Consider the following 18,625-nt stretch of genomic DNA (forward strand, 5'->3'; position numbering starts at 1 on the left):
ATGAAAAAATAGACATCTCTTATTCATATATTACATAAACATTAATATATATATAGAAGAGTTCTAATGAAGGAGGATAAAATGTGATACAGGAAAGAGAATTTACTAGAGGATTATCTACAAGAGAAGCTGAAAAAAGACAAATGACTTATGGATTAAATGAACTTAAACATAATAAGAAAAAGTCACCATTTTTAATTTTTTTATCTCAATTTAATGACTTTATTACCTGGGTTCTAATAGGAGCTACAATTATATCAGGTATTATGGGAGATGTAGCAGATGCTATTACTATTTTAATTATAGTATTTGTAAATGCAATATTAGGATTTGTACAAGAATTTAAGACTGAAAAATCTTTAGAAGCTCTTCAGGAGTTAGCTGCACCTACTTGTAAAGTTGTTAGAGATGGAGCTATAAAGGTTATAAATTCAAAGGAATTAACAATTGGTGATTTAGTAGTACTAGAAGCAGGAGATAGGATTCCAGCAGATGGTAATTTTATAGATTGTCAAAATGTAATGGTAGATGAATCATTATTAACAGGAGAATCTGTAGGAGTTAGTAAAGATGCTGAGCTAGATGTAGGGAAAAATGGGGATAAAAATAGATGTAAAGGCTTTATGGGAACTATAATATTAAAGGGAAGAGGTCTATTACTAGTTGATGCTATAGGAATGAAGACTGAAATGGGGAAAATAGCAAATCTTCTTGATAATATTGAAGAAGAAAAATCACCTTTGAAAATAAGGCTAGATTCTTTAGGAAAGATTCTTGTCGCTATATGTTTAGTTATATGTTTTATAGTAACTGTTCTAGGGATAATTAGAGGTAATGATATTACAGAAATGTTCCTACTTGGAGTATCATTAGCAGTTGCGGCAATACCAGAAGGTTTAGCAGCTATAGTTACTGTTGCATTAGCATTAGGTGTTAATAGAATGCTTAAGAGAAATGCTTTAGTTAGAAAGCTGCCAGCAGTTGAAACTTTAGGATGTACATCCGTAATTTGTTCAGATAAGACAGGAACATTAACTCAAAATAGAATGACTGTAAAAGAACTTTTGGTTAATGGCAAGATATATGAAGTGGATAAAGGAATGCCAGACAACTGTGAGATGTTAAAAAAAGCTTTTGTATATTGTAATGATACAAATTACGATTACTCTAAAAAAGATATGGAAAAAGCTCTTATGGGAGATCCTACAGAGACAGCTTTGATTAAAGTGTTCTTTAAAAATGCAAAGGATATAAAAAATTTTGTTTCAGGTGGAATAAGAACATTTGAAATACCATTTGATTCTAATAGAAAGATGATGAGTGTAATTATTCAAGAGCATAATAAAGAAGTTTGTTATATGAAAGGTGCACCAGAAAGAGTTCTTGAGAGATGCTCTAGTATATTAGAAAATGGGAAGGTTAGACCTTTAACACCTCAAAAGAAGAAGCAGATATATAACTATATTGAAGCTATGTCTAACAGAGCTTTAAGATGTATTGCAGCAGCATATAGGGATGAAGCTGTAGTGAAGAGTGATATGGTAGAAAATGATTTAATTTTCTTAGGGGTAGCAGGTAGTATTGACCCACCAAGATTGGAAGTAAGGGATGCGGTATTAAAATGTAAGATGGCAGGAATTAAACCTGTAATGATTACAGGAGACCATAAAAATACTGCATTAGCAATAGCAAAAAGTATAAATATTTGTACTAGCGATGACCAAGCTTTAACAGGAGAACAACTTGAAAAGATGTCTGATAAGGAATTAGTTGAAAAGGTGGCTAAAGTTAGGGTATTTGCTAGAGTATCACCTAATCATAAGTTAAGAATAGTAAAAGCTTTTAAGAAAACAGGAAATATTGTTGCCATGACTGGTGATGGTGTTAATGATGCACCAGCTATAAAAGAAGCTGATATCGGAGTTGCTATGGGTATTTCAGGAACTGATGTAACTAAGGAAGCAGCATCTATGGTTCTTATTGATGATAATTTTGCAACAATTGTATCAGCTGTAGAAGAAGGAAGAATAATATATGATAATATAAGAAAGTTCATAAGATACTTATTATCTTGTAACTTAGGAGAAGTCCTTACAATGTTCTTAGCATCATTATTTTATTTGCCAAATCCATTAACACCTATACAAATTCTTTTTGTAAATTTAGCTACAGATGGTCTTCCAGCTATTGCGTTAGGAGTAGACCCTGCAGATAAAGATATAATGAGGCAACAGCCAAGAGAAAAAGATGAAAATATTTTTGCTAGAGGATTGTGGGAAAAAATAGTAGTTAGAGGATGCTTAATTGGAGTATGTACATTATTAGCATTTATGGTAGGTAGATTCTATAGATTAGATTTAGCAACATGTAGAACAATAGCTTTATGTACATTAGTAATGTCACAATTATTCCATGTTTTTGAATGTAGATCAGAAAGACATTCAATATTTGAAATTAAGTTGTTTACTAATCCATATTTAGTTGGAGCAGTATCAGTATCAATAATCATGATATGTAGTATACTATATATTCCTTTCTTAAGTGGAATATTTAATACTGTACCACTAAGATTGAAAGAGTGGACATTAGTATTATTCTTCTCAGGAAGTATTTTCTTAATAAATAGTATTTACTTATTGATTAAGTCTAAAAAATCAAATTAAAAAGTCAGCTTAGCTGGCTTTTTATTCTATTTATAAACATATATATAATTAATAGTTAAATATTTTTTAATTCTAAGTAGGAATATTGCAGCAATAGGAATATTATGGTAATATTTGATGGGGGATTTAAAGTTATATAAGATATCATTTAGATTATAATATATACTAAAATTTTATGAGGAAAGAAGGGGTTATAGTGAATAAAATTATACTTATGACAGATTCATGTTGTGACTTGCCTTATGATTTTACAGAGGATAATAATTTAGTAGTTATTCCACTAATGTTAACATTAGGAGATAGGACTATAGCTGATGACTTAGGAAAAACTTTAAAATATGAAGATTTTTATAAAGCTGTTAGAAGTGGAGAGATGCCAAAAACAGCACAAGCAAATGTTTATGAATTTGAACAAGAATTTGAAAAACATATTAAAAATGGAGATAAGATAATTTATATAGGTTTTTCATCTGCATTAAGTGGAACTTATAATAGCGCTAATGTTGCGATGGAATCTTTAAAAGAAAAATATAGTGATGCTGATATATCAGTAATAGATAGCAAGAGTGCATCTATGGGGTTAGGCCTTTTAGTATATTATGCAAACAAGATGATTAAAGAAGGAAAAAGTAAAGATGAAATAGTAAAATGGGTAGAAGAAAATAAACTTAAAGTTGTTCATTGGTTTACAGTAGAGGATTTAAATTATTTATATAGAGGTGGAAGAGTATCTAAAGCAACAGCAACAGTTGGGTCTTTATTGAGTATAAAACCTGTTATGCATGTAGATAATGAAGGAAGATTAACACCAGTAGAAAAAGCTAGAGGAAGAAAAAAATCATTAAGCGCATTAGCAAACAAGTTAATCGAAGAGATAGTAAATCCGGAAGAACAAATTGTTTTTATAAGTCATGGTGACTGTATAGAAGATGTAGAGTATGTAAAAGAAAAAATTTTAGAAAAAGTAAAGGTTAAGGAAATTGTTGTTAATCATGTGGGGCCAGTTATAGGGTCGCATTCAGGACCTGGAACTGTAGCAATTTTTTATTTTGCAAAAGGAAGAGAATAAGAAATTGGATAGATTTGTCTTTGACAAGTCTATTTTTTTATAGGAAAATTTTATATAAAAAAACATTAAGAATTTAATGTATAAAATAAGTGAATAATAAAAGGAGGGAGTGATAATATGGATATTTATTTTGATAATAGTGCTACTACAAAGCCTTATGAAGAGGTTATAAAGGCTGTAGCTGATGGGATGAGGGAGTATTTTGGTAATCCATCATCACTTCATAAGATAGGTATTAAGTGTGAAAAAAGATTAACTCAATGTAGGGAATATATTTCATCGACAATAAAGTGTGATAAAGATGAGATATATTTTACTTCAGGTGGAAGTGAAGGAAATAATTTTATTTTAAAAGGATTATTAAAGCCAGGGCATCATTTTATAACAACTTCTTTTGAACACGGTTCAATAATGAATACATGTAAAGAATTAGAAGACAAAGGTGTTAAAATTACATATTTAGATGTTGACCAATATGGAAACATATCTTTAGAGGATTTAGAAGAAGCAATAACTAAAGATACGGTATTAGTTTCAATAATGTATGTTAATAATGAGATGGGTGCTATCCAGAACATTGAGGAGATAGGAAAACTTATAAAAGAAAAATCAAATAGAGCAAGATTACATGTTGATGCTGTTCAAGCTTATGGAAAGTTTGATATTGATGTAAAAAAGATGAATATAGACTTTTTAACAGTTGCAGGACATAAAATTCATGGGCCAAAGGGAGTTGGATTTTGTTATATTAAAAAAGGTATAGTATTAAATCCATTAGTTTCTGGAGGTGAACAGGAAAAAGGGTTAAGAGCCGGAACCGTTGATTTACCAAGCATAATAGGATTAGAAAAGGCTGCTCAAATAACATTTGCTCATAAAGATGAGACTTATAAAAAGGTTTATGAGTTAAAAAAATATATGATAGAAAGACTTAAAGAAATAGAGGATATAAGAATAAATAGTCCTTTAGAAGGAAATTTCTCTCCATATATTCTAAATGTATCTTTTAGAGGTGTAAGATCAGAAGTATTATTACATTTGCTAGAAGATCAAAATATTTATGTAGCAACTGGTTCAGCTTGTAGTTCAAAAGTAAGTATGTCAAAAGGGAGCTATGTTATTAAGGCATTAGGACTTAATGCTAAAGAGATAGAAAGTGCTATAAGATTTTCATTTAGTTATGAAAATACAAAAGAAGAAGTGGATAAAACTATTGAAGTTTTAAAAGGATCACTTATGTTTTTAAGGAGAGTTAGAAGATGAATAAATTAATATTAGTTAAGTATGCACCAGAGATATTTTTAAAAGGTCTAAATAGAGGTAAATTTGAAAGACAACTAATGAATAATATCAAAAAGAGATTAGATGATATTGAGTATGAAATAGTTGTGGATCAAGGAAGATACTTTATAAAGGCTCAAGATGTTGAAGCTGCGGTAGAAAGAGTTAGAAAAGTATTTGGTGTTGTCGAAGTTTGCTTAGTAACTGAAGTTAAAAGAGATTTAACTGTTATAAAAGAAGAAGTTTTTAAAATGGTTAACGAAATAAAACCAAGAACATTTAAGATTGAGACTAATAGAGCAAACAAGAAATTCCCATTAAACTCTATAGAAACATCAAGAGATGTTGGAGGATATGTATTACATCACTACGGAGAAGGATTAGAAGTTGATGTTAAAAATCCAGAATGTCTAGTAAATATTGAAATAAGAGAAAAAGGAGCATATATATTTACAAGCAAAGATAAGATAAAAGCTGTTGGTGGATTACCATATGGAATAAATGGTAGTACTATGCTTATGCTTTCAGGTGGAATAGACTCACCGGTAGCAGGGTATTTAATGGCAAGAAGAGGTGTAGCATTAAACTGTGTTTACTATCATAGCCATCCATATACATCTGAAAGAGCAAAAGATAAAGTTAAAGAACTAGCTAGAATTTTATCTGAATATGCAGAAAAAGTTAAATTATATATAGTTCCGTTTACTGAAATTCAAATGGCTATAATAAATGGATGTAGAGAAGATGAGTTAACTATAATAATGAGAAGATTTATGATGAGAGTAGCATGTGAATTGGCTGAAAGAAATGGAATTCAATCAGTATCATCAGGTGAAAGTATAGGGCAAGTAGCTTCTCAAACTATGGAAGGATTAATAGTAAGCACAGATTGTGCTGATAGACCAGTATTCCGTCCATTAGTTACAATGGATAAAACTGAAATTATGGATATAGCTAGAGAAATAGGTACATATGAAACTTCAATTTTACCTTATGAAGATTGTTGTACAATATTTGTACCAAAGCATCCAAAAACAAAACCAAGATTAGAAGATATGAGAAGAGCAGAGTCAGTATTAGATATAGAAGCTTTAGTTAATAAGGCTATAGAAGAAACAGAAATTGTTACTTATTAGAAGGAAAGTGCGAAGCACTTTGGGCAAAAGTTTGACTTCGTTAAAGTTCAAGAGGTCACTTTGTGACTACCAAGAGATTTACAATATCCAATAGTAATGATTTAGAATTTAAAAAGCCTTTGGACATTTACGAAGTAAATATATTGGATTGCCGTAGGCAATCTTGGACTTGACGAAGTCGACTTTTGGACTACGCATTTAATGCACAATTAAAAAAAGGAACTGCAGTTGCAGTTCCTTTTTTATTATCTTGTTCTCATTTTCGTAGCTTGTTGTCTAGCCTTCTTTATTTGAGCGTGATCAAATGGATGTAGGTCTTTTTTAGTAGTTAAGTTAGCTATATTAGAAATAAGTACTGTATCAGCTTCAGCTTTACCTTTTTCCCCTTTGATTCCCATAATAATTACTTTGTGACCTTGATTAACATCGATAAAAGTTGGCTTTTTAAACCATTTATTCATTTTATATTGACATTTAACTACTTGTTTTCCTGCTTCAGGTTTAACAACTAGATATACTCTTATTTTATTGAAAATTCCTAGAATACTCTTAGTTTCAGTTTTCACTGATAAAATAGTACCAGAAACGCTAGTCATTCTATCCCCATATTTTTGCATGTATGCATCTGAATAATATTTACCTAATTTATCTTTGAAACCCATTTCAAAAACTCCTTTTATTAAAAAATTCTACTACCAGTAACTACATTATAACATAGGAAACATAATTATAAAATAATAAATGTTTATATTTGTATACACATTTATTATTTTAATTTGATAATGAACGTTTATATTCTATTATTCCGTTATATAATGCTTCGGCACAAGCTAATTGACCAGGTTTAGATTTAAGATAATATTCATCTTGAAAATTACTAATAAAGCCTAATTCCACTAAAGCGGAAGTCGCAGTAGTTTTTTCAAGAACAGCTAATGCATCATCTTTATCTTCATAGAATTTTAAACCACGATCAGTTGTATAGTTTAAATTAACTAATTTGTTTTGGAGATAAGAAGCAAAAGTTTCATTAGTTTTGAAGGAGGGATTATACCATGTTTCTACTCCTTTTGCATTTGTATCATTATAATTGCTATTACAATGAAGTGATATAAATAAATCAGCATTTGCTAAGTTTGAAATTTTAATTCTCTCTTTTAAGCTATCATTAGCACTTTCTAACCAAGGTAGAGAATCTGATGTTCTAGTATAAATGACCTTTATATCTTCTTCAACACTTAACAAATCTCCTAATTTTAACGCAATATTTAATACTATGTCTTTTTCTTGACATCCAGAGATACCTAATGTACCAGCATCCCAGTCACCGTGACCAGCATCTATACATATAACAAAATTTCTATTATCAGTGTTATCAACTTTTTGAATAGTAGTAATAAAATTACTTTCACTTTTAATAGAGAGAATCAGTGGAATCAAAATAAAAGAGAGTAAAATGGTGCTAGTAATTATTTGACGTCTTTTCTTACGTTTTTGAAGCATTTTTCTTCTGTAACCTAAATTAAAGTTTGATGGTTCCATAAGCACCTCTTATTTACAGTAGATATATAAATAGTATAACAATGTAAATAAATTATGTAAATATATGGAAATGTTAAGAGTAATGCAGATATGTTCATAAAAAGTAAAAAAAAAATTTTTTTTACTGGAACAATTTATAGGTATTTGTAGTCTAATGAGTGAAAATAAGAATAACATAAGAAGAAATGCAAAATATATAAATAAAAAAGTGCGTTTTTTGAAAATTGTTGTATTATTAAATTTTTAATATTTATTAACTAGAGAGGTGCTCAAAATGAAAAAGATATTAGTAAGTTTATTAGTAGCAGCTATGGTAGGTGCTACATTAACAGGATGTGGATCAAAGGCTGAAGGTAATGGAACTCAAGTAGAACAAGGATCATCAGTATCAGCTGCAGACATAGTAGAACAATTAAAAGAATATATGCCAATGCCTATGGAACCAACAGAAGAGGAAGCTAAAGATATTTATCATTTAAATTTAGATGATGTAGAGAGTTATGGAATAGCTTTAACTGGAAGAAGTCCAGGAGTTGGATTTGCTATGGTTGTTAAAGCTAAAGATGGTAAAGTAGATGCTGTTAAAGCTTCAGTAGATAAAGTTTTAGAAGATAGAATAGGAGCAGCTTTTTATCCAGATGAAAAAGATGTTGCTGAAAAAGCAAAAGTTGAAGTTGATGGAAACTTTGTTTCATTATTAATATTTAATGATGATGTAGCAGCTGAAGCAACTCAAGTTTATAAAGATGCAATTAAGTAATTAATTAAAAAACTAAAGGGGCTGATAATCAGCTCCTTATTTTTATTAATAGATTGTAAATGGAGAAAGTACAATGGTTTTTAGTAGTATTTTATTTATTTTTAGATTTTTACCTTTAGCTTTAGGAATATATTATTTAACACCTAAAAAATATAAGAATTTTATCTTGATTATATTAAGTTTAATTTTTTATTCCTGGGGAGAAGCAAAATATTTCGTAATAATGATTTCATCAATAATAGTAGATTATTTTGTGAGTAGAGGAATTGAAAAATATCGAGAAAAGAAAAGTATTAAAATAGGACTCTTATGTATTTCTATATGCTTTAATTTAGGAATGTTATTTTTCTTTAAATACTTTAACTTTTTTATTGATAATATAAATTCAATCTTAGGATTAACTTTAAATCATGTAAAGATTACGTTGCCTTTAGGAATTAGTTTTTATACATTTCAAACTATGTCTTATACTATAGATGTTTTCAGAGGAAAGGTTAGTGCAGAGAAAAATATAATTTCTTTTGGTGCATTTGTATGTCTGTTCCCACAACTTATAGCAGGGCCTATAGTAAAATATACAGATATCAACAAAGAACTAAAAGAAAGAAAGATGAATGCAAATCAAATAGAGGATGGCATAGAGTTATTTATATTAGGCTTAGGGAGAAAAGTATTAATAGCTAATAATATAGGAATGCTTTGGACTGAAGTTGAAGGATTAGGATTTTCTAATATATCATCTATTTTAGCTTGGCTTGGGGTTATAGCTTTTGCTTTTCAAATATATTTTGATTTTAGTGGATACTCTCTAATGGCAATTGGATTAGGGAAAATGTTAGGATTTAATTTTCCTCAGAATTTTAACAATCCATATATATCAAGAAGTATAACTGAGTTTTGGAGAAGATGGCATATAACTTTAGGATCTTGGTTTAGGGAATATGTTTATATACCTTTAGGGGGAAATAGAGTTAATAAAGGTAGGCTTGTATTTAATTTATTTATAGTATGGTTTTTAACTGGATTTTGGCATGGGGCAAGTTATAATTTTATAATGTGGGGAATCTATTTCTTTATTCTTATAGGAATTGAAAAGCTAGGTTTATTAAAATTTTTAGAAAATCACAAAATATTTTCTCATATATATTCAATATTCTTTATATTGATAGGTTGGGCGTTATTTGCAGTAACAGATTTAAGTCAGCTTAAGATTTTATTTGAAAGATTATTCAATATGAATGGGGGAATAGATTGGATTTATTATATAAGAAATTATGGAGTTACATTAATTGTAGCAACTTTATTTTCAACACCTATAATTGAAATAACTTACAGAAGAGTTGTTAAAAGTAAGTTGATAAATACATTAATTTTAATGGGGATTTTTATAATATCCATTGCTTACTTAGTAGATGCTACTTATAATCCCTTCTTATATTTTAGATTTTAGGTGGTGATATGATGAAAAGAAATTATTTATTATATAGTTTTTTTATAGTTTTAGCTTTATTGAGCATATTAGATATAATTAAGCCTGATAAGACTTTTTCTGATTTAGAAAATAGAAATTTAAAACAAAAAGTGAAATTTACTGTGGAGGGATTTTGGGATAATAGTTTTCAACAAAACTATGAAAGCTATATTAATGATCAATTCATATTTAGAGATGGATGGATTGATATAAAATCAAGAAGTGAATTTTGTTTAGGTAAAATTGAAAATAACGGAATTATATATGGTGATAATGAATATTTATTTGAAAAATACTCTAACTTTGAGAAGAGTAGATTTTTAAATAATATAGAGGCCATAAATATTTTTAAAAACAATATTTCATCAAATATATCGCTTATGATAGTACCTAATTCTTATGAAATATATAAAGAGTTGGTACCTAAAGCAGCACCGTTAGTTCCTCAAGAAGAGAATATAGATTACATATATGATAATGTATTAGAAACAAATAATATTAAATTATTTGATGTTATGACAGAAAATAAAGATAAGTATATTTACTATAGAACGGATCACCATTGGACTGCCTATGGAGCATATTTAGCTTATAAAGAGTTTATTGAAAGTATAGGGGAAAAACCTATAGAATTAAATCAAGAAGACTTTGTAGAAGTAGATGATTTTTATGGAACGTATTTTTCTAAAGCTAAGCCTTTTAATGTAAAGCCAGATATTTTTAGCTATTTAGATTTAAGTGGAGTAACCATGAATATTTCAGGGGAAGAGTTTGATTCTATTTATGATTATTCTCAGTTAGAGTTAAGAGATAAATATGCTTTATTTTTAAGAGGAAACAATCCTTTAACTATTATAAAAAATACTAATTTACAAAATGGTAAAAAGATAGTTGTCATTAAAGACTCATACGCTAATTCTTTAGTACCTTACCTAACTCAAAATTATGAAGAGATACATGTTATTGATTTAAGAACTTTTAAAGAACAAGTAGGACAATATGTAGATGAAAATGATATAAAAGATGTGTTAATATTATATAATTTTATTAATTTTACTAGAGATGTAAATATAATTAGGTTAAAATATTAGAGGTATCAAAAGATACCTCTTTTTGTTATTATAATATGTTTTCTTGAAATATGAACAAAGATAAGTATATATATATAAACTAATATTGTATAAAATTTTTAAGTATAAGTGGAAAAATTATTATGTATAAACGAGGAGATTTTCATATTCATTCTACTGCCTCAGATGGAGCGTTAAAACCAGAAGAGATAGTATTGTTTGCAAAAAAGAGAAATTTAGATATTATATCATTAACAGATCATAATACAGTTGCTGGAGTCGAGGCAGCAGTAAAATGTGGTAAAACACATGGTATTAAAGTGATACCAGCATTAGAACTATCGACTAGATATAAGGGAATTAGAATTCATATCTTAGGATATTTCAATTGTGATATTTATCAAAATGAATTATTTATAGATACAATAAATAATATTAAAAAAGGAAATATATCATATATAAAAAATCGTTTCAAAGATATACTTACATTAAATAGAGGTAGTAAAAAAATATCTATTGAAGATGGAATAAAGATACTTAAGTATTTTAATGCAGTTGTAGTATTAGCTCATCCGGTTTTATTACCAAGAAATATTTTTAGTGAAGTAGTCGTTATGGATTTTGATGGGCTTGAAGCAAAGTATTTTGCAAATACGGAAGAGGATACTGAGTACTTTATTGAAATAGCTAATAAAAGAAATATGATATATACAGCTGGATCTGATTATCACAATGGATATGATTATTATAGAGCACATGGGTGTATTGGTGATGTATTTTTAGAAGAAGAAGAAATCAAAAGATTTTTAGAGAGGTTATATAGCAAATGAGAAGAAAGTAGGGATATAGTGAAATATATTTACAATTTAGCATTTAAAATGGCTTTAAGTGCAACTATAGCTTTGGTTATAGGAGAAGCACTTGGATTTAAATATTCCACTGTAGCTGCAGTTATAGCTATTTTAGGAATTCAAGATACAAGAAGAAAAGCTTTAATAGTGGGGAGAAATAGAGCTATTGCCTGCATAATTGGACAAATACTATCTTTAATTATTTATGGAATATTAGGCAATGGAGCTATAAGTTTTGGAATATTTTTATTAATATTGATACCGATAACTTCTAGATTTAACATACAAGAAGGGATGATAGCATCAGTTGTATTATCTACTCATTTATTAGTAGCAGATAAAATAGATTTAAATCTAATAATAAATGAATTTGGAATTATGATAATAGGTATAGGGGTATCATCAATAGCCAATCTGTTCATGCCTGCATTAGAGGATGAATTTAGAAAAGATAAGATATGGATAGAAGAAAAATATAAAGTTATATTATTAAAAATGTCTAAGTCCTTATTAACTCAAACCGTAGATATAGATGAGCAAAAAATAATGGATGATATAGAGAAAAAGTTAATTAGTAGCAATATTACTGCATATAAAATTGTAAATAATAATTTCTTTAAAAGTTCATCATACTATACTGATTATATTGCTATGAGAAGGAATCAATTTGATACTATCAAAAAGATGAGAAAAAATTTTGAGAGATTTAGTATGCCAGTTGATCAAATGAAAAACATGTCTATATTTTTAAAAAGAGTTGCAGAAGATATTAGAGAAAATAATGACTGCAAAGAGTTATTATATGGATTAGAAAAGCTAAAGCTACAGTATAAAGAGATGGAACTTCCAAAAACAAGAGAAGAGTTTGAAAATAGAGCGCAATTATTAAATTTATTAAATGATATGGAAGATTTCTTAAATATAAAAAGAAACTTTGTTTTAAATAATAAAACAGAAAAGTAAGCTCTAAAATAATAAAAATGAAAAATATTATAGTGACAAGTTAAGAGTAACAAGTGGCAAGTTAATGAATAAATTCAGCTTAGGCTTAGTTTACAAAAGTTGAATTTAAAAGAAACTGCAAGTAGTTTCAACATTAACTTGTCACTTGTAATTTGTTACTTATCATTAAGAAAATGCTTTGCACTTCTTTACCATTGTCCAGGATACGCAATTAAATAAACTGACACATCTCTTCTTCCCCAATTCATACAATCATCATGAGAATTAAGATATAAGTCTATAATATTTCCTTGTATTGCACCACCCGTATCTTCAGCAACGGCATAGCCATACCCATCTATATATAACAGTGATCCCAGTGGAATCACAGAAGGATCAACAGCTATGGTACTATATCCCCCTTCATTTCTTGTAGGTACTGTACCAGTAGCAGTTATACCATCTCCTGTATAGGCTGTACTTTCCATTATAAAATTACTTATATATCCAGAGTGATTATTTTCATCAGTAGTGTCACTACTATCAATATTTTTAACCGTAACATCAGTGTTAGAAACTTCCTCAACAACATCATTTGATGTTGGATTTTTTAAGATTTTATTTAACTTCTCGACATTATCTACATTTTCTTTAAATTCATTATATTTAAATTTGTGATTATTTATATCAACTGTTGTAGATAATGCATTTGCAAATGTCGGAAAAGAAGTTAGTGCTGATAGGGTAATAACGGTTAATGATACAAAAAGTTTTTTAAACAAAATTACACCTCCAAAAACTAGCTTGTGTCCATTGCGTATTTAGTATAAACATAGGCCTTAAAGCTTGTCAAATAGCCATGGATAAATATTGAAATGAATAATATTCCAAAAGTGATATTGGTTATATTATCCAATAGTTGCTTATGTAAGATGATTAAAAGGATTAAGAAGGATAAAACTTAAATATGTCAAGAAAAAAATAAGAGAAATATAATCCTGTATTTCCTGAAATTTTATCAATTGGTATGTTGAAAAATGCATAAAAATATACGAGTTTGTACAGATGTAGCACAAAAAAAATTGTTCAGCATATTTTATATTATAAATGAATGTCCAAAAGATAAAAAAATAGGTGTTTGTTAGGAGGAAAAGATGAATAAAGAACGTAGATATTATTACTATGAAGATGAAGATGATAATTCAGTAGAGGAGTATTCTAGTAATAGATGTGAAGAGAACGAATGTAATTCTAATAAATGTGATGAGTATGAAAAATGCTGTATTTGTAGAGGACCAAGAGGACCAAGAGGACCACAAGGGCCATGCGGACCAAGAGGACCACAAGGACCATGCGGACCAAGAGGACCACAAGGACCATGCGGACCAAGGGGACCAAAGGGAGAACCAGGACCATGTGGACCATGCGGACCATGCGGACAATGTGGACACTGCGGACCATGCGGACCAAAAGGACCAAAGGGAGATACAGGAGCAACAGGACCACAAGGACCATGCGGACCAAGAGGACCAAGAGGATTACAAGGACCACAAGGTGATATAGGACCAAGAGGACCACAAGGTATACAAGGACCTCAAGGTGAAGTGGGAGCACAAGGACCAACAGGAGCACAAGGACCAGTAGGAGCAACAGGACCACAAGGGCCAGCAGGAACAATTGGAGATTTTGGTATAGTTTATAGAACTGTAGATGATCCTAATATAGCTTTAGCTACTGGAGAGCATGTACCATTTACTACTGATGAAATAGTAGGAGATAATATAGTTCATCAAACTAATAGTAGAGATATATTATTAAAAGGTAATGCATCATATTTAGTTAAATATTCAGTATCTTTTACAGCAGAAAATAGATGTAGTTCTGAGGAAGGAAGAGATGTAGAATTTACTTTAACTTATGGAAACGGAGATAAAGTTGCAGCATCACAATTTGCGGCTTCAGTTTCAGAAGATATAAATTTAAATAATATAGCTAATCATACTATAGTAAATTTATGTGAAGATAGAATTATAAGATTAACCAATTTAACAGAAGGAAGGTTGCCAATAAGAATTTATGCAGCAACTATTTCTATTGTTAGATTAAAATAAGACTACTAAAAGGATCTGATAATAATACATTATCAGATCTTTTTATATGAAAGATCTGAAAACATAATGGAGGATATTAAAGTTAATACACGATAAATTGACAAGTGAATAATATATATTAAATAGTGATTTATAAGAGGTAATAAGTTTGAAAAGTGAAGTAATTATTGATTCAAAAAATGGTAGAGTAACAAGAGAAGAAAAAGAAGATATTGTATGCTTAAAAGGTAATAAAATTAATGAAGATAGTAATTTTATTGAAAACTTATGTATTGATATTAAATCAGATGTGATAGGGGAGAAAGAGTTTCCGTTAAAGATAGGTGGATATAATTTTAAGCTTTTCTTAGGTCATTTTTGTAATGAATATATTGAAGATATACTTATTTGTGGAGAAAGTGGAGGTAGTGGCAATTACGCTATAGCAAATATTTATCATTATCAAGATGGGAAGTTACTTGAAATATTTAATTCAGATACTTTCTCTGATAAGTATAAATATAAGTGTAGATACTTAAAAGATTGTAAAATTGAACTGATTTGTGATAAATTACAAAAGAAATATATTATAGATATAGGTACTATAGATAAGAATTATTTAGAACAAATATATTCTATAGATGGCAAAATAATTACTGATAGTGATCCGTCAGTATCATACGTAACTGACATATATCCAATAATAGATTTAAATACAAATCTTATGAGGGTTGAAGCATACCAAAGAGTAATTGGAATAGTGAACGCAAGTACTATTGGAGAAATAATAAGTATTATTTCTCTAGAAGAATGTAGAACAAAGGTTATAGAACAATTTGCAGCAACTGACGGAGAAAATATTTCAGAACTTTCAAGAGGTAATGATTTAAGAGATGATATTATAAGCAAGTTGCCTGATGATATAACTTTGATAAATCTAAATAAGTTTGGTGGAAGAAATGGATTAATTAAAGCTGATATAGATGGGGATGGTAATGAAGAAATATTATGTGCATATAAGTATAAAGATGTACAATATTTAAGTGCATTTAGAGAAATAGATGGAGCAGTTAAATTCTTAGATAATATAGATGGAACAGGGTATGATATATCAGATTTAATAATTGATAAGATAAAGCAAAAAGGTGGAGAAAGCATAATAGTAGGATGGAGAATTGGGGGGATATGGTCAGTATTAGATATATTAGATTTTAGAGAAGGTAAATTTATCAAGGCTTTAAAAGGGGATAAATTAAATTACTCTAAGATAGAGCTTTGTGATTCAAGTAATACAAGGGGTGGAAAGAATATAGCATTATGGACTCATGAAACTGGAGAAGCTTATAATGTACAAATATATACATTAAGAGGAGAAACCTTAGAAAAAACATACAAAGATGATAAAGAGTATTTTTTAAGGGTAGAAGAGTATTATAAAAATTTGATAAATAAATCTAGGGAAACACCACAATATCTATACTATTTAATTCAAGCTCAATGTAGAGCGGGAAAGAAGAAAGAGGCTATTGATAATATAAATAGAGCTTTGAAAAATCCAAATCCATTTCCTTCAATACAAGAGCTAAAGAGGTTAAGAAAGAGTATAAGTAAATAAACCTAATATTGAAATATGATAACTTTAACTTGCTTATATATTATGGTGAAAATATGATTAATTATAGATAAATTTAGAAATAATCATAGAAGATGTAATATATTAAGCATTATTAAAGTTATCTTTTTTATAACAGTTAAAACAGGTGTTATATGTAATATGTAAGGTTGGAAAAAAATATAATAAGTTTATATTATATGTTATAATATAAAATATATAATTAGAGGGAGGAATCAATATGTCAATATTAAAAAGATTCACAGATATAATGTCTTCTAATATTAATGCTATGCTTGATAAATGTGAAGATCCTGTAAAAATGGTAGATCAACTAATGAGAAATTTAAATAAAGATTTAAATGAGATAAAAGTAGAAACTGCTTCAGTTATGGCAGAAGAAAATAGAGCTAAAAGAGAACTTGATGAATGTCAAGAGCAAGTTAACAAAATGTTAGATTATGCAAAAAGAGCTGTTGCAGCAGGAAATGATGATGATGCAAGAAGATTTTTAGATAAAAAAGTAACTCTTTCAGAAAAGTTAACTTTATTGCAAACAAAATATGATTCAGCAAAAGCAAATTCAGAAAAAATGAGATCTATGTACAATAAAGTTTCGAATCAAATTGAAGAACTTAATGAAAGAAGAGCAGTAATAAAAGCTAAAATGACAACAGCAAAAATACAAGAAAAAGTTAATACTTTAGGTAATAGTGTAAATAAATCAACTGCTAATATGGATTCATTTGCAAGAATGGAAGAAAAGGCTAACAGAATGCTTGATGAGGCAAACGCAATGGCTGAATTAAATTCAAAACCAGTAGATGATATTGATGATTTAATGAGCAAATATAATAGTAATAATTCAGCTGTAGAAGATGAACTTGCAGCTTTAAAAGGTAATAATGATGCTGTTGAAGATATGTTAAGAGAGTTAAAAGGTGAATAATATATTCTCATGATAAACATATTATCTTTTAGGATATAACGGAGGTAAAGATGGGATTATTTAAAAACCAACTTTTAAATGTAATTGAATGGAATGAGACAAGAGATGACGTTATTTTTTGGATGTGGAAGAATAACGAAATAAAAAAGAATAGTAGATTAATAATAAGGCCTGGACAAGATGCGATTTTTATGCAAAATGGTAAGGTTGAAGGTGTATTTACTGAGGAGGGAAATTACGAAGTCGAAACAGAAATAATTCCATTTCTCTCAACATTAAAAGGCTTTAAATTTGGTTTTAATAGTGGACTAAGAGCAGAAGTGTTATTTATTAATACTAAGGAGTTTTTAGTAAGATGGGGAACTAAAGGTCCAATTAATATTCCAGCTCCAGGTATGCCTGGTGGAATGCCAATAAGATGCTTTGGATTTTACACTGTAAAAGTAGATGATTATATGACTTTAATAGATAAGGTTGCAGGTATAAAAAGTCAATTTACAGTAGATGATATCAAGATTCGTACATCAGCTATAATGGATGGACTTCTTATGAAATGGATAGTAAAAGAAGGAAAGAATATGTTTAATCTACAAGTAAATTCAGCTGAGATAGCTAAAGGATTAAAAGTAGATTTAGATATGCAGCTTTTACAAATAGGATTGACTGTAACTGGCGTAACTATTGAAAACTTCAATTATCCAGAGCAAGTTCAAAAGATGATTGATAAAAATGCAGCTTATGGTATGGTGGGGAATATAGGACATTACCAAAATGTAGCCATGGTTGAATCAATGGAGAAAAATCCAGGAAGTTCTATGGGGAATATGGCTCAAGCGGGTATAGGAATACAAATGGGTATGGAAATGGCAAAAGAAATGAAAAGCAATATAGAAAATTCAAAGTCTAATGTCTCTAACTCTAGTATTTGTCCTAACTGCCATAGTAATATAGATAGCAATGCTAAGTTCTGTCCAAATTGTGGAGAGAAAGTAGTAAAAGCAGAAGAGCAAAACTCAAAAAAGAAATTTTGTCCAGAGTGCGGAGCAAAACAAGATGGAAACTCTAAATTCTGTAGTGAGTGTGGAAATAAACTTTAAAAGGTTATAAATTAACAGTGACAAGTGATGAGTTAAAAAATTGAAGCAGCTTAAGCTGCTTCAAAACTTATCACTTGTCATTTTTTCATTTA

Annotated in this window: 15 protein-coding genes and 1 pseudogene; 13 read left to right on the top strand and 3 right to left on the bottom strand. The window is 29.0% G+C overall.

The genetic code is table 11. The annotated features are described in order from the left end of the window. Positions 1 to 83: 83 nt before the first annotated feature. The 4 genes from LQE93_RS03095 to thiI all read left to right on the top strand — a co-directional run bounded on the left by LQE93_RS03095 (position 84) and on the right by thiI (position 6,149). Complete coding sequence (locus tag LQE93_RS03095) at positions 84 to 2,663, top strand: calcium-translocating P-type ATPase, SERCA-type (protein WP_231071952.1); 2,580 nt, start codon at positions 84 to 86, stop codon at positions 2,661 to 2,663. Positions 2,664 to 2,859: 196 nt separating this feature from the next. Next, the gene (locus LQE93_RS03100) at positions 2,860 to 3,732 is read left to right on the top strand and encodes a DegV family protein (RefSeq protein ID WP_231071960.1); all 873 of its coding nucleotides are present in this window, start codon (positions 2,860 to 2,862) and stop codon (positions 3,730 to 3,732) included. Between the two features lie 117 nt (positions 3,733 to 3,849). Then, positions 3,850 to 4,995, top strand: a complete 1,146-nt coding sequence (locus LQE93_RS03105; protein WP_055264107.1) for a cysteine desulfurase family protein — start codon at positions 3,850 to 3,852, stop codon at positions 4,993 to 4,995. Next, positions 4,992 to 6,149, top strand: coding sequence for a tRNA uracil 4-sulfurtransferase ThiI (thiI, locus tag LQE93_RS03110; RefSeq protein ID WP_055264109.1), 1,158 nt, complete (start codon positions 4,992 to 4,994; stop codon positions 6,147 to 6,149). Before LQE93_RS03105 ends, thiI begins: the two co-directional genes overlap by 4 nt. Positions 6,150 to 6,394: 245 nt before the next feature. Here thiI and LQE93_RS03115 read toward each other — a convergent pair whose 3' ends face one another. Beyond that, a complete protein-coding gene (locus LQE93_RS03115) occupies positions 6,395 to 6,811 on the bottom strand; it encodes a hypothetical protein (RefSeq protein WP_055264111.1) in 417 nt (138 codons plus the stop codon). A 109-nt stretch (positions 6,812 to 6,920) separates the two neighbouring features. Further along, positions 6,921 to 7,691: an N-acetylmuramoyl-L-alanine amidase family protein gene (locus tag LQE93_RS03120; RefSeq protein WP_055264113.1), complete on the bottom strand. Its 771-nt coding sequence runs from the start codon at positions 7,689 to 7,691 to the stop codon at positions 6,921 to 6,923. Positions 7,692 to 7,965: 274 nt separating this feature from the next. Between LQE93_RS03120 and LQE93_RS03125 the strand changes: the two genes are divergently transcribed. The 5 genes from LQE93_RS03125 to LQE93_RS03145 all read left to right on the top strand — a co-directional run bounded on the left by LQE93_RS03125 (position 7,966) and on the right by LQE93_RS03145 (position 12,806). After that, a complete protein-coding gene (locus LQE93_RS03125; RefSeq protein ID WP_055264115.1) occupies positions 7,966 to 8,451 on the top strand; it encodes a DUF4358 domain-containing protein in 486 nt (161 codons plus the stop codon). 73 nt (positions 8,452 to 8,524) lie between these two features. Beyond that, positions 8,525 to 9,901: an MBOAT family O-acyltransferase gene (locus LQE93_RS03130; protein ID WP_055264117.1), complete on the top strand. Its 1,377-nt coding sequence runs from the start codon at positions 8,525 to 8,527 to the stop codon at positions 9,899 to 9,901. Positions 9,902 to 9,912: 11 nt separating this feature from the next. Next, complete coding sequence (locus LQE93_RS03135; protein ID WP_055264119.1) at positions 9,913 to 11,013, top strand: DHHW family protein; 1,101 nt, start codon at positions 9,913 to 9,915, stop codon at positions 11,011 to 11,013. Positions 11,014 to 11,135: 122 nt separating this feature from the next. Continuing rightward, the gene (locus LQE93_RS03140; RefSeq protein ID WP_055264121.1) at positions 11,136 to 11,822 is read left to right on the top strand and encodes a PHP domain-containing protein; all 687 of its coding nucleotides are present in this window, start codon (positions 11,136 to 11,138) and stop codon (positions 11,820 to 11,822) included. A gap of 18 nt (positions 11,823 to 11,840) precedes the next feature. Further along, the gene (locus LQE93_RS03145) at positions 11,841 to 12,806 is read left to right on the top strand and encodes an aromatic acid exporter family protein (protein ID WP_055264123.1); all 966 of its coding nucleotides are present in this window, start codon (positions 11,841 to 11,843) and stop codon (positions 12,804 to 12,806) included. A gap of 188 nt (positions 12,807 to 12,994) precedes the next feature. Here LQE93_RS03145 and LQE93_RS03150 read toward each other — a convergent pair. Beyond that, positions 12,995 to 13,270: pseudogene (locus LQE93_RS03150) on the bottom strand (3D domain-containing protein); the annotation flags it as partial. A gap of 669 nt (positions 13,271 to 13,939) precedes the next feature. Between LQE93_RS03150 and LQE93_RS03155 the strand changes: the two are divergent. From LQE93_RS03155 to LQE93_RS03170, 4 genes are all read left to right on the top strand, one after another. Next, positions 13,940 to 14,896, top strand: coding sequence for a collagen-like protein (locus LQE93_RS03155; RefSeq protein WP_055264127.1), 957 nt, complete (start codon positions 13,940 to 13,942; stop codon positions 14,894 to 14,896). A 148-nt stretch (positions 14,897 to 15,044) separates the two neighbouring features. Beyond that, positions 15,045 to 16,490 carry a hypothetical protein gene (locus tag LQE93_RS03160; RefSeq protein ID WP_055264129.1) on the top strand — a complete coding sequence of 482 codons (1,446 nt, stop codon included), beginning with the start codon at positions 15,045 to 15,047 and terminating at the stop codon, positions 16,488 to 16,490. 238 nt (positions 16,491 to 16,728) lie between these two features. Further along, positions 16,729 to 17,436: a PspA/IM30 family protein gene (locus LQE93_RS03165; protein WP_055264131.1), complete on the top strand. Its 708-nt coding sequence runs from the start codon at positions 16,729 to 16,731 to the stop codon at positions 17,434 to 17,436. A 50-nt stretch (positions 17,437 to 17,486) separates the two neighbouring features. Beyond that, the gene (locus tag LQE93_RS03170; protein WP_055264133.1) at positions 17,487 to 18,533 is read left to right on the top strand and encodes an SPFH domain-containing protein; all 1,047 of its coding nucleotides are present in this window, start codon (positions 17,487 to 17,489) and stop codon (positions 18,531 to 18,533) included. Positions 18,534 to 18,625: the final 92 nt, after the last annotated feature.

Origin of the sequence: Clostridium sp. NSJ-145, from assembly GCF_021044725.1 — a bacterium.
Taxonomy (GTDB): domain Bacteria; phylum Bacillota; class Clostridia; order Clostridiales; family Clostridiaceae; genus Clostridium; species Clostridium disporicum_B.

Coding starts and splice junctions, on each gene's coding strand:
- LQE93_RS03140 (WP_055264121.1), top strand. CDS start 11,136: ATGTATAAACGAGGAGATTTTCATATTCATTCTACTGCCTCAGATGGA.
- LQE93_RS03115 (WP_055264111.1), bottom strand. CDS start 6,811: ATGGGTTTCAAAGATAAATTAGGTAAATATTATTCAGATGCATACATG.
- thiI (WP_055264109.1), top strand. CDS start 4,992: ATGAATAAATTAATATTAGTTAAGTATGCACCAGAGATATTTTTAAAA.
- LQE93_RS03155 (WP_055264127.1), top strand. CDS start 13,940: ATGAATAAAGAACGTAGATATTATTACTATGAAGATGAAGATGATAAT.
- LQE93_RS03125 (WP_055264115.1), top strand. CDS start 7,966: ATGAAAAAGATATTAGTAAGTTTATTAGTAGCAGCTATGGTAGGTGCT.
- LQE93_RS03130 (WP_055264117.1), top strand. CDS start 8,525: ATGGTTTTTAGTAGTATTTTATTTATTTTTAGATTTTTACCTTTAGCT.
- LQE93_RS03170 (WP_055264133.1), top strand. CDS start 17,487: ATGGGATTATTTAAAAACCAACTTTTAAATGTAATTGAATGGAATGAG.
- LQE93_RS03105 (WP_055264107.1), top strand. CDS start 3,850: ATGGATATTTATTTTGATAATAGTGCTACTACAAAGCCTTATGAAGAG.
- LQE93_RS03135 (WP_055264119.1), top strand. CDS start 9,913: ATGAAAAGAAATTATTTATTATATAGTTTTTTTATAGTTTTAGCTTTA.
- LQE93_RS03165 (WP_055264131.1), top strand. CDS start 16,729: ATGTCAATATTAAAAAGATTCACAGATATAATGTCTTCTAATATTAAT.
- LQE93_RS03120 (WP_055264113.1), bottom strand. CDS start 7,691: ATGGAACCATCAAACTTTAATTTAGGTTACAGAAGAAAAATGCTTCAA.